The organism is Streptococcus sp. DAT741 (genome assembly GCF_009866825.1).
GTDB lineage: Bacteria > Bacillota > Bacilli > Lactobacillales > Streptococcaceae > Streptococcus > Streptococcus ruminantium.
Genome location: NZ_CP019557.1, coordinates 1,140,610 through 1,153,764, shown reverse-complemented (window position 1 = coordinate 1,153,764; position 13,155 = coordinate 1,140,610). Strand labels below are relative to the sequence as shown.

Annotated in this window: 5 protein-coding genes and 1 pseudogene; all 6 read left to right on the top strand. The window is 40.5% G+C overall.

Translation table 11 applies throughout. The features are described 5' to 3' along the window. Positions 1–8: 8 nt before the first annotated feature. Positions 9–1,300: pseudogene (locus tag BZG42_RS05495) on the top strand (PTS sugar transporter subunit IIC). A 151-nt stretch (positions 1,301–1,451) separates the two neighbouring features. After that, the gene (locus BZG42_RS05490; protein WP_120171769.1) at positions 1,452–3,896 is read left to right on the top strand and encodes a glycyl radical protein; all 2,445 of its coding nucleotides are present in this window, start codon (positions 1,452–1,454) and stop codon (positions 3,894–3,896) included. A gap of 15 nt (positions 3,897–3,911) precedes the next feature. After that, the gene (locus tag BZG42_RS05485) at positions 3,912–4,580 is read left to right on the top strand and encodes a fructose-6-phosphate aldolase (RefSeq protein WP_155996222.1); all 669 of its coding nucleotides are present in this window, start codon (positions 3,912–3,914) and stop codon (positions 4,578–4,580) included. A 42-nt stretch (positions 4,581–4,622) separates the two neighbouring features. Then, complete coding sequence (locus BZG42_RS05480) at positions 4,623–5,627, top strand: iron-containing alcohol dehydrogenase (RefSeq protein ID WP_155996221.1); 1,005 nt, start codon at positions 4,623–4,625, stop codon at positions 5,625–5,627. Positions 5,628–5,669: 42 nt separating this feature from the next. Continuing rightward, positions 5,670–6,764, top strand: a complete 1,095-nt coding sequence (locus BZG42_RS05475; protein ID WP_155996220.1) for a glycerol dehydrogenase — start codon at positions 5,670–5,672, stop codon at positions 6,762–6,764. Positions 6,765–7,377: 613 nt separating this feature from the next. After that, a complete protein-coding gene (locus BZG42_RS05470) occupies positions 7,378–12,948 on the top strand; it encodes a KxYKxGKxW signal peptide domain-containing protein (RefSeq protein WP_159780144.1) in 5,571 nt (1,856 codons plus the stop codon). Positions 12,949–13,155 lie beyond the last annotated feature (207 nt).

The window sequence follows — 13,155 nt, the reverse complement described above, 5'->3', positions numbered from 1 at the left end:
GTATGGTCATGTCCCAAATTGATACACAAAAAATTATTGTCCCAATCATGAAATTTGTAAATATGAAAGGAATTATTGCTCTAAAAGATGGTATGTTAGCCATCTTGCCTTTGACAGTTGTTGGTAGTATTTTCTTGATTTTAGGGCAATTACCTTTTGCAGATTTGAATGCTGCAATTGCTTCTTTATTTGGTCCTAATTGGACAGAGCCTTTCATGCAGGTTTATAGTGGAACATTTGCAATCATGGGTTTGATTTCTTGTTTTGCAATCGGTTACTCTTATGCGAAAAATAGTGGTGTAGAACCGCTTCCAGCCGGTGTGCTATCAGTTTCTTCATTCTTTATTCTTTTGAAATCCTCTTATGTTCCAGCAAGCGGTGAACCTATTAGTGATGCTGTTGCAAAAGTTTGGTTTGGTGGTCAGGGGATTATCGGTGCAATCATCATCGGATTGGTAGTAGGTGCTATTTATACGACCTTTATTCAGCGTCATATTGTTATTAAAATGCCTGAACAAGTGCCTCAGGCGATTGCTAAACAGTTTGAGGCGATGATCCCTGCCTTTGTTATATTCTCATTGTCTATATCATTTCTAAGATAGTGACAAATGGTGGTACTTTCATTGAAATGATTTACGATGTAATCCAAGTGCCTCTTCAAGGGCTAACAGGTTCATTGCCAGGTGCCATCGGGATTGCCTTCTTCATTTCTTTCCTATGGTGGTTTGGTGTACACGGACAGTCAGTTGTGAATGGTGTTGTTACCGCTTTGCTTCTATCAAACCTTGATGCTAATAAGGCTCTTCTAGCAGCAGATAAGCTATCTTTAGAAAATGGAGCTCATATTGTGACCCAGCAGTTTTTAGATAGTTTTTTGATTATGTCAGGTTCAGGTATTACGTTTGGTATCGTGTTTTCCATGTTATTTGCAGCGAAGTCAAAACAGTATAAAGCACTCGGTAAAGTAGCAGCTTTTCCTGCACTCTTTAATGTGAATGAACCGGTTGTATTTGGCTTCCCAATTGTGATGAATCCGGTGATGTTCTTGCCGTTTGTCTTGGTGCCAATCTTGGCAGCCTTCATTGTCTACGGTGCTATTTCAATTGGCTTTATGCAGCCATTCTCAGGTGTCACCTTGCCTTGGTCCACTCCTGCCATCATCTCTGGTTTTATGGTTGGTGGCTGGCAGGGAGCGGTTGTTCAGATTCTTATTTTAGCAGTATCAACACTTGTTTATTTTCCATTCTTTAAGATTCAAGATAAGATAGCTTGTGATAATGAGACGAAAGAAGCAGTTTAGCCAAGAATGCTACTTAAAAAGTTTGCAAGAATGTGCAAGTTGCCTCAGAAATCCTAGCTTTAACTAACTATAATTGACAATAGGCTCTATTACAGAGTATACTATTCTTACAAACGAAACTAAATACTGTTTCTAAAGAAAGGATAAAACTATGAAAACAGTAACTGAAGTAGCTAGCACCAGCATTAAAACAGAGTATTTTGGAAGTCTGACAGATCGGATGAACAAATACAGAGAAGATGTTCTTGATAAAAAACCTTATATTGATGCAGAACGAGCTGTTCTAGCAACAAGAGCTTATCAAGAGCATAGAGAAAAGCCTAATGTGTTAAAAAGAGCTTATATGCTCAAGGAAATATTGGAGAACATGACGCTCTACATTGAAGAAGAAAGTTTGATTGTAGGAAACCAAGCTTCTTCCAACAAAGATGCTCCGATTTTCCCTGAGTATACCTTGGAATTTGTTTTGAATGAATTGGATTTATTTGAAAAACGGGATGGGGATGTCTTCTATATTACGGAAGAAACCAAGGAGCAGTTACGAAATATTGCGCCATTCTGGGAAAAGAACAATCTTCGATCACGAGCTGGGGTTCTACTTCCAGAAGAGGTTCAGGTGTATATGGAAACTGGCTTCTTTGGTATGGAAGGTAAGATGAACTCAGGTGATGCGCACTTGGCTGTCAATTACCAAAAAGTATTAGAACAGGGTTTGCGTGGTTTTGAAGAACGGGTGCATAAAGCGAAGTCAAACCTTGACTTGACAGATCCGGCAAGTATTGATAAGTATCACTTTTATGACTCTATTTTCATCATCATTAAAGCTGTAAAGGCCTACGCAGATCGCTTTGTTACCTTGGCGACAGCATTAGCAGAAAAAGCACCGACAGCTAAACGCCGTGAGGAGCTGTTGGAAATTGCACGCATTTGCTCTAAAGTTCCATATGAGCCTGCTGAGACCTTTGCAGAGGCGGTACAATCCGTCTGGTTTATTCAGTGTATCTTACAAATTGAGTCAAATGGACATTCTCTATCTTATGGACGGTTTGATCAGTACATGTATCCTTATGTAAAAGCAGATTTGGAAGCAGGTCGTGAAACAGAAGATAGTATTGTTGAACGCTTGACCAACTTGTGGATTAAGACCATCACTATCAACAAGGTTCGCAGTCAGTCCCACACCTTCTCATCTGCAGGTAGTCCGTTGTATCAAAATGTCACAATTGGCGGACAGACACGTGATAAGAAGGATGCGGTCAATCCTCTTTCTTATCTGGTATTGAAGTCTGTTGCCCAAACGCATTTACCACAACCAAACTTAACGGTTCGCTATCATGCAGGTCTGGATGCTCGCTTCATGAATGAATGTATCGAAGTAATGAAACTTGGCTTTGGTATGCCAGCTTTTAATAACGATGAGATTATCATTCCATCCTTTATCGACAAAGGTGTCTTGGAAGAAGATGCCTATGATTACAGTGCCATTGGCTGTGTAGAAACAGCAGTTCCGGGGAAATGGGGCTATCGTTGTACAGGGATGAGCTACATGAACTTCCCGAAAGTATTGTTGATTGCCATGAACAATGGTATTGATCCGGCATCTGGGAAACGCTTTGCTCCTGCCTTTGGCCACTTCAAAGATATGAAATCTTTTGAAGAGTTGCAAGCTGCTTGGGAAGAAACCCTCCGCCACTTGACACGTATGAGTGTTATTGTAGAAAATGCAATTGACCTTGCTCTGGAAAGAGAGGTACCAGATATCCTGTGCTCCGCCCTTACAGATGACTGTATTGGTCGCGGCAAGCATTTGAAAGAAGGCGGAGCGATTTACGATTATATTTCAGGTTTGCAGGTTGGTATTGCTAATTTATCTGACTCTCTAGCAGCCATCAAGAAACTGGTCTTTGAAGAAGAAAGGCTGACCCCAGAGGAGTTGTGGTATGCTTTGGAAACAGATTATGCTGGTGAGCGTGGTAAAGAAATCCAAGAGATGTTGATTGAGGATGCACCAAAATATGGTAACGATGATGATTATGCAGACCAGTTGGTGACAGCAGCTTATGATATCTATATTGATGAGATTGCTAAGTATCCAAATACTCGTTTTGGCAGGGGGCCTATTGGTGGTATTCGCTATTCAGGTACATCATCTATTTCTGCAAATGTGGGACAAGGTCGTGGCACGCTAGCGACTCCAGACGGACGGAATGCAGGGACTCCACTTGCAGAAGGTTGCTCACCATCTCATAATATGGATAAAAATGGACCAACATCCGTTTTGAAGTCTGTTGCAAAATTACCAACACATGAAATTGTTGGAGGAGTTTTGCTCAATCAGAAAGTTAATCCACAAACTCTTGCAAAAGAAGAGGATAAACAAAAATTGATTGCTCTACTGCGGACATTTTTTAACCGCTTGCATGGTTATCATATTCAATACAACGTTGTCTCTAGAGAAACCTTGATTGATGCGCAGTTGCATCCTGAAAAACACCGTGACCTGATTGTCCGTGTGGCGGGTTATTCAGCGTTCTTCAATGTACTGTCTAGAGCAACGCAGGACGACATTATCGGTCGTACAGAACATACATTGTAAAAGAGGTTACTTATTATGGAATTTATGCTGGATACCCTCAATATAGAGGAGATAAGAAAATGGGCTCAGGTCCTTCCGCTTGCAGGAGTGACCTCGAACCCGACCATTGCAAAGAAAGAGGGGGGCATTGACTTTTTCGGACATTTGCACTTTATTCGTGATCTAATCGGACCAACAGCTTCACTGCATGTACAAGTTGTGGCAAAAGATTACGAAGGTATTTTGGCAGATGCTAAAAAAATTCGTGAGTTGGCACCAGAAAATGTCTATATTAAGGTTCCAGTAACATCTGCTGGCTTAGCTGCTATGAAAATCTTGAAAGCAGAAGGGTATAAGATTACAGCAACGGCCATCTACAGTGTTTTTCAAGGTTTGTTGGCTATTGAAGCTGGTGCAGATTACTTAGCGCCCTATTATAATCGTATGGCGAATCTGAACATTGATTCGAATGCAGTTATTGCTCAACTAGCAGAGGCTATTGATCGAGATTGTTCGAAAAGTAAAATCCTGGCAGCTTCATTTAAAAATGTTCATCAAGTCAATCAAGCATTTGCGCACGGTGCACAGGCTGTTACAGCAGGTGTAGATGTATTTGAAGCAGCTTTCGCTATGCCAGCTATTGAAAAGGCAGTGGATGACTTTGCCAGCGATTGGTCAGCCATTTATGGAAAAAAATCCATCTAGGAACTTTTAGGCTATATATAATAAAAAAATAAGGGGGACATTATGAAACGATTCTCAAGTCTTTCACGCAGCATCCAGGGGAATAATCTCTTAGAAAATTGTGCGGTTGATATTTTGAAGATAGGTCATCGTCCCCTTGTTTTATGTGTAGAGTGGGAGTATAATAAAGATATACAAGGTTTGGTGAAACATCTAACCTGTCATGGGCTAATTACCAAAGTAGCCTGTCTGACAGAGATGAGTCAAGCCTTGATTGAAGAAGTTGGAGAAATGGGGTTTCAGCACCGTGCAGATCTTGTTATTGGGTTTGGTACCAATGTCGCGATGGAGTGTGCGAAGGCTGTTGCAAATCTGCTGGGCTTGCCATTTGTCTTGATTCCGACTTCTCTGTCACTTCCTTCTACAAGTTTGCCATTTGTAGTAGCTGAGGAGTGGAAAAATCCACGAATCTTACTGGAGGAGTCAGTTCGGCTCATTATAGTGGATAGAGATTTGCTTCTGGCTCAGCCTGTTTCAGATTTGAAGGCTGGTATAATAAATTCTCTGCTTTACCTAGCTGTTATTAAAAAAATAAACAATCATCATCTATCCAGTTTGGTAGATGGTATTCTTATCAAAGGTTGTGAAAGCGTTTTATTAAAAGATGCTTCTCAAGCTATAGTTGATTTTGAAAATTCGACATTATCAAGAGTGCTGAAAGATATTTTAGAGGTTCTCACGGTGCTAAACGGATATTGTCTGAGCACAGATGCTTGGTCTTTAGTTGAGAAACTAGGAGCAAACCTCGCAAAAATAGAATTAAATTGGCTAGATGAATCGCTTAGAAGGAATGCATTTATCCTGTTGCTTTTTACTTACTTGAACCATGAGTCAGAAGAGAAAATGACAGCCATTATTCAATGGTGCAAGCAGCTTCATTTATTACCATTCTCCAACAAAATAGATCGTTTAGAACTGCTGAATGTTATAAGAAAAGACCTGAAACCACTAGGAATAAAGGATGAGGAAGTTCAATGTGCGATTGAACAAGTTTTAGCGATGAATTAGTCTATAAAAATAGTTATTATCTAACAATAAGGAGGAATTCCTATGAAAGTATTCGCAAGTCCATCACGTTATATACAGGGAAAACATGTCCTGTTTCAAGGTGCAGAAGCAATTGGAAAATTGGGGGATAAGCCCCTGGTGCTTTGCGATGATTTGGTTTATGGCATTGTAGGAGAGAAATTTCTATCCTATCTAGCTGGAGAGGACATGAAAGCTTGTCGAGTTGCTTTTAATGGTGAAGCATCAGACAAAGAAATCCAGCGTGTTGTGGAAATTGGAAAAAAGGAGATGAGTGATGTAGTAATCGGCCTGGGTGGTGGCAAGACAATTGATTCTGCTAAAGCTATTGCTGATTTGCTAGCGGTTCCTGTAGTCATTGCTCCAACAATCGCTTCCACAGATGCTCCAACGTCTGCTCTGTCTGTCATTTATTCTGAGGAAGGAGCATTTGAGCGCTATATTTTCTATAAGAAAAATCCAGATCTTGTTCTGGTAGACACAGCCATTATTTGTCAAGCACCACCACGTTTACTGGCTTCAGGTATTGCCGATGGTTTGGCAACTTGGGTGGAGGCACGTGCTATTTTGCAGAGTAATGGTTCTACTATGGCTGGTGGTGCTCAAACCCTTGCAGGCATTGCAATCGCACAGACCTGTGAGAAGGTGCTCTTTGATTATGGACTACAAGCTATGGCAAGTTGTGAAGCTAAAGTTGTCACCACTGCCTTAGAAAATATTGTTGAAGCTAATACGCTATTAAGTGGTTTGGGCTTTGAGAGTGCAGGTCTGGCAGCAGCACATGCTATCCATAATGGCTTCACAGCTTTAGAAGGTGACATACATCATTTAACACATGGTGAAAAAGTTGCCTACGGTACCCTGACACAACTTTTCTTGGAAAATCGTCCGAAAGCAGAATTGGAAAAATATATCCGATTCTACCAAGCTTTGAATTTGCCGACTACCTTAGCAGGATTGCATTTAGCAGACGCTAGCTATGAAGATTTGCTGAAGGTAGGGCAACAGGCGACTATCGCAGGGGAAACTATCCATGGTATGCCATTTGCTATTTCAGCCGAGGATGTAGCAGAAGCTCTTTTGGCTGTTGACTACTATGTTCGCTCTTTAGATAGATAATCAATTGCTCTGAGAAATTGCAGTAGTTCAGTTAACATTAGAAAGTGTGATGGAACAGCCTTATATGCCCGATCAAGTGTTGACCTTATCGCATCTAAAGTTAGGAGGACCTTCGTTTAATTAAAAGGTTATCTTTACTGGAAATAGTACTCTCGCCCACTCTTTAGGTGGGCTTTTTTGCAGGTTATAGTTTGGTTAATAGTTGGTATGAACTATTTTTTATTGCTATCTAGGAGTTTTTCTGCTGTTTGAAATTATGAATTCATTTGCTATGATTTTTAGAGTGTTACCGTTTAAAGATGTGGATACCTATTCAAACAATCTAATAATCTATTTAGGTGAAGTTTTTGAGACTATTGTTTTCCATCTATAGTAAAAAATTTGAGGGGTATTTAAACTACTGGAATGCTGCTTGAAATATGCTAAAACTGAGGTGGTAAGATACTTAGATAGGTATCTTCTTGATATGCTATACCTCAGTCTATTAAATCTTGGAGATAAGGTGGGCGACACCCTGTGTACTTTTTGTTTGATATATCTTAGTAAAACACTTGACATTTTAGGAAAACGGTTGCATAATAGAGATAAATAAATAACACAAAAGGAGTTTGTTATGCAACAGAAACCAAAACTTGTTCTAAAAGCCAAAGGTTTTAGAATGTGGAAATCAGGGAAGCGATGGGTATTTGGTCTTGGAGCTATGACAGCTATTTTTTTATGCGGCGAAATGCAAGCGCTTGCACTGGAGACACCTGTTGAATCACCAATTTCAACAGAATTGCGGAGTACGGATTCTGGAGAAGAGCAGCCACCTGCACCAAAGATAGAAGAGGATAGTAGTGTCTCTTCTAGTGTTGAATCTGCTGAAGAGTCTAATTCATCATTTTTAGACCAGGCTCAAGATGTGACAGTCAAGGATGATCAGCATCAAGCGCGGCATGAGGTTGATGTGACAACAGCTAAGCCGGTTCATATTTACTACAAGCCGACGGATAATGGTGATGATTATTATGCACATATTTGGGAAAATGGGCAAGCTGGACAGGATCACAAAATGACAAAAGATGGTGATCAGTGGAAGGTAACGGTTACACCTAAGGCTGATGCGACTTTCTTTAACTATATCATTAAAAAAGGAACGGGGTGGGACAATAAAAAGACTGGTGATATGACTGCAACGGTCAATCCTTACACTGAAACAAATATCTATGTTGGAGACAATTTTTACTCACAAATTTCCAACATACAAACACCTGAATTTGATAAAAAATTTGGCTATGAGGATAAGGTTGTAGATGCATCTGAGCCAGATAAGTTCAAAACAGTTGGTAGTTTGGGACGACTTGGTTCGACCTTAAACGATGATGGCACAGCGACTATCAATCTCTGGGCACCGACAGCCAAGGAAGTTAAACTCAATCTTTATAAGACTCTAACCCCTACTGCGAATGCTGATAAAACGGTCAATATGACCCGCGGGACAGTTGCTAATCCAGATGACCATACCCAAAATACCGTTGGTGTATGGACCTATAAACTTGATAAATCACTGTTGGGAGAGCTGGGCGTAGATACTGCTGAAAAATTAGCATATGATTATACTCTTAGTCTGCCAAATGCGCACTTTATACAAGTAGAGGAGCAACAAAAGGGAGATAAAAAAGTTAAAATTTATCGAAATTCTGCCAGTGGTAAAGTTTTGAATGAGAATGGCGAGGCTACCCGTGAAGAAGTAGCAGCCTTCTACGCTGGGGATGTAATTGAGCGAAAAGGGAATGGTGATAATACTATAGTCGTTAAGGAACACAATCACCGTGAGGTCACCACTCAAGATCCGTATTCTGTAGCAGTTATTCAAGGGGGCACACGGTCTGTCATTCTTGACCCAAGCAAGGTTGGTCCAAAAGTTCAGGTGACAAACAATAAACGTGCTAAGACGAATTCAGAAATTAGTGTTTTAGAAGTCAATGTCCGTGATTTTTCTATTGACGAATCATCTGGTGTTGACAAAAAAGATCGTGGGAACTATCTTGGTTTTGTTCAGTCAGGTACTAAAAATCCGAACGATGGCACGATGACTGGTTTGGACTATCTAAAATATCGTGGCACCAATTATCTCCAAATGATGCCTCTTAATGATTTTGAAACTGTTCCTGAGTTAGATAAGGACAATCCAGAAAATACCACTATATCAAAAGCAGAACCAGATGGTGTTCATAATAACCAACAAAACTGGGGTTATGACCCTAAGAACTACAACGTTCCAGAAGGATCTTATGCTACAGATCCAAGCGACCCAGAAAACCGTATCAAAGAACTCAAAGAGATGATGCAAAAGCTTCATGATGCAGGGCTTAATGTCACCTTGGATGTGGTCTATAACCACCTTTATCATGGGCAAAAGAATGTCTTTGAGCAGACTGTTCCTGGGTATTACTATGCCATCAACCAACCTGCCAATGTGATGAATAACGATATTTTTGTGGGCAATGCGGTGCGCTCTAATTCTGAAATGATGAGACGCTATATCGTCAATTCAACTGCTTTCTGGGCAGCAGAATATGGTATGGACGGTTTCCGTTTCGATGCCATGAGCGATCTTGATGTAACGACACTGAATGAAGTTCGTAAGGCTCTAGATAAGGTTGGTCCTAATATAGTGACCTATGGTGAAGGTTGGGATAGTATGGGAACCTACTTGCCGAAAGGCGAGGCAGGTAGCGATGTTCAAGGTAAGAAAATCCCGACTTACGGTTTCTTCGATGCAACGAGTCGCAATGCTATCGTTGGACATGCTCACAATGACCATCTAGATGCCAAAGGGTTTGTCAATGAGGGAGAAAACAATCCTAACATTGCTAATGCAACACAGGTAGCGGACAGTCTGTTAGGTGGTGATCGTAAGAAATATGCAAACGCTTCTCAACAACTAAACTATGTGGAATGCCATGATGGTATGACTCTAAGTGACCTCTTGAAACGTTACAATGTCATTGACACACGTGATCCAAAGATTCACCTGAATCGTGTTGAGTTGGCGACAGCCATGAGTGCCTTAGCGCAAGGGATTCATTTCTCGCAACATGGACAAGAATTTTTGAGAACAAAAAATAATTCCGTTAATACTTATAACAGCGGTGATGAATACAATAAAATTGATTGGAATTTGGTGAAAACTCATGCAGATGCAGTGAATTTCTCCAAAGCAATTACCCAATTACGATTGGCAGAACCGCTCTTCCAACTATCTGACTATAATGATATTAACGAGAAGATGGTTGTTACAAATGCCCAAGGTAGTTCAGGTGTCATCACTTATGAACTCCGTCTCGATGGTAAAGGTGAAAACAAAAATGGTAAGTATCTCGTTATTTTCAATAACAATAATGGCGATAGTAAATCTTCACTGACGCTTGGTGGTAACCAGTGGTATTATGGAGGTAATGAGAAACTTAATGAATTTAAAAATATGGAAGGAAATCGAGGGCGCATCAATAGCACTAATGATTTCAGCAATGCTTTTATCGTGACTTCGAATTCCAAGAGTCTCTATGACAAGATTGGTCAAAAAGTTGGTCAAAAAGAGCTAACAGTTGATCCACTGTCTGCAACGGTTCTCTTTATTCCTGCTCCTGCTAAAGCAACAGAGCTAAAAACTGTAGAACGTGTGATAAGTTATGTTGACCGTCAGGGGAATCAGGTATCGGATCCACATAGACAAGCAGTGACCTTCTTAACTGTTGAAGAACCAGCTCCAGACTTGAAATTTGGTTTTGAAAACTCCCAAATTCCAGTTGCACCAACCGACTTAGGCCATGCTTCAAATATTGTTAATAAGGTATCAAAAACATTACCAACAGTGAAGTATGTTTATGTTGCTACGTCTAAGGATGGACGACCAATTGAAGTAAACCTCAATCTTTCTGATGTGACTATCGGTGATGATGGTAAACCTGTTGATTCTGATACTGTCAAATGGGTAAAAAGAACGCAGCTTGGCTTGCTTGAAGAGGTACCAGAGGGAGTTGAGGTTCCATCAAACTATACAACAGATAAGAAGAAGTGGCTCAGTCAAGTATGGGAAAGGACCGATGATGTCTCTTATCCTGAAGTAACAGGTCATAAGGTTCAGTCTATCAGTCCAGAAAAGGCTGGAGATAAAGAGAAGGTCACAAGTAGTGTGCTGGGATTGGAATCAGCCCGTCAAGAGGTCAAGGTTACTTATGCTAAAGAAATGACAGCCAAGCTTGTGTCTGAGAATGATCCATTGGAAAAACTACCGAAATCAGCTAGTGAGGCTAGTGGAACTTACCAAGCTATTGGTTTAGAAGGAGAAGCAATTCGCTTTACGGTATCAGATACTGATTTGGCACGAGAAGGCTATACTTATACTGTTAATGGTAAAGCAAATCTGACAGAAGCTATGGCCGGTATGGCAGGTTATTTCTCTGCTACCCCAGCAGTTTTCCAAGTGGTTTATACTAAGGTAGAGACTCAAGAGCCAATGGAAAAAGATGAGCCTAAACAAGAGGAACCACCGACTAAGCCAGATTCTGATAACACTCCATCTACTCCTGATAAACCATCAGATGTAACACCAGAGAAAGAAGACGATAAGCCAGATTCAGGTAGCAGTCCATCTACTCCTGATAAGCCATCGGATGTAACACCAGAAAAAGAAGTAGACAAGCCAGATTCAGGTAGCAGTCCATCTACTCCTGATAAGCCATCGGATGTAACACCAGAAAAAGAAGTAGATAAGCCAGATTCAGGTAGCAGTCCATCTACTCCTGATAAACCATCAGATGTAACACCAGAAAAACAAGACGATAAGCCAGATTCAGGTAGCAGTCCATCTACTCCTGATAAGCCATCGGATGTAACACCAGAAAAAGAAGTAGATAAGCCAGATTCAGGTAGCAGTCCATCTACTCCTGATAAGCCATCAGATACAACACCAGAGAAAGAAGACGATAAGCCAGATTCAGGTAGCAGTCCATCTACTCCTGATAAACCATCAGATGTAACACCAGAGAAAGAAGTAGATAAGCCAGATTCAGGTAGCAGTCCATCTACTCCTGATAAACCATCAGATGTAACACCAGAAAAAGAAGTAGATAAGCCAGATTCAGGTAGCAGTCCATCTACTCCTGATAAACCATCAGATACAACACCAGAAAAAGAAGACGATAAGTCAGATTCAGGTAGCAGTCCATCTACTCCTGATAAACCATCAGATGCAACACCAGAGAAAGAAGACGGTAAACCAGATTCAGGTAGCAGTCCATCTACTCCTGATAAGCCATCAGATGTAACACCAGAAAAAGAAGACGGTAAACCAGATTCAGGTAGCAGTCCATCTACTCCTGATAAACCATCAGATGCAACACCAGAGAAAGAAGACGGTAAACCAGATTCAGGTAGCAGTCCATCTACTCCTGATAAGCCATCAGATGTAACACCAGAAAAAGATGCAGATAAACCAGATCCTGAAGTTCCAAATTCAGAGACCAAGAAGGATAATACACCAACATTGAAAAATGAGGATGGTAGTACTAGTTCTACTAAGCGTGAATTGGTTGATGTACCAACTGGTGTTAGAGTAGTATTGTCAGAGAAAGAATCATCTGAAATTGTTGCTCTACGTGTTACTCCAAAATCACTCTCTTCTTTGCCGACCCAATCTGTTTTAGCAGGTAAAGATTATAAAATGTATGATATTGATCTCATTGATAGCAGAGGAAAAGTGGTGAAGATGGCTTATACTGCTAGAGTATCTCTACCGGTTGCTACCGATAAAGCAGTCGCTCAAGTACTCTATTTGCCACAATCAGGACAAGTTCATTCCCTTGATTTCACTGTTCAGGATTTGGGACAATCTGGTCGTTTTGTCGAATTTACTGCGAAAAGTTTCAGTGATTATGCTGTTATCTATCAGGCAACCGCACAAAATATTGAGCAGACCAATAGCACTTCAAAAGCAATCAATGATGAACAAGAATCATCTCTGGCAGTAGCACAAAATAGCGTTTTAAGTGTACCTGTAGCTAGCGCAGCTAAAGAATTGCCTAAAACAGCCGCAATTTTACCTAAAACAGGAGAGACTATCTCCGTACTTTCCTTGGTAGGATTGGCATTGCTAGGAACAGTCGTAGCCGTTTCGCATCGCCGAAAAGGAAAATAATAAGGGGTTATCTCTATATTTCGATAGTATTTTTCCGGTTTTGTGAGGTAGATAAATCATTAAGCATGAGGTTGGGACAATAGTCCAATTTCATATATAAAAAGCGAACAAAATCAGTTTTCTGACAATCAGAATCTTGGTTTGTTCGCCTTTTTTTTGTTCAATTATAGATCTAAAGGACTTGATAATTGAGATTTTCAAAATTGA

Bases quoted from the DNA above. Each gene is read 5' to 3' on its own strand.
- BZG42_RS05475 (WP_155996220.1), top strand. From the start codon at position 5,670: ATGAAAGTATTCGCAAGTCCATCACGTTATATACAGGGAAAACATGTC.
- BZG42_RS05480 (WP_155996221.1), top strand. From the start codon at position 4,623: ATGAAACGATTCTCAAGTCTTTCACGCAGCATCCAGGGGAATAATCTC.
- BZG42_RS05470 (WP_159780144.1), top strand. From the start codon at position 7,378: ATGCAACAGAAACCAAAACTTGTTCTAAAAGCCAAAGGTTTTAGAATG.
- BZG42_RS05490 (WP_120171769.1), top strand. From the start codon at position 1,452: ATGAAAACAGTAACTGAAGTAGCTAGCACCAGCATTAAAACAGAGTAT.
- BZG42_RS05485 (WP_155996222.1), top strand. From the start codon at position 3,912: ATGGAATTTATGCTGGATACCCTCAATATAGAGGAGATAAGAAAATGG.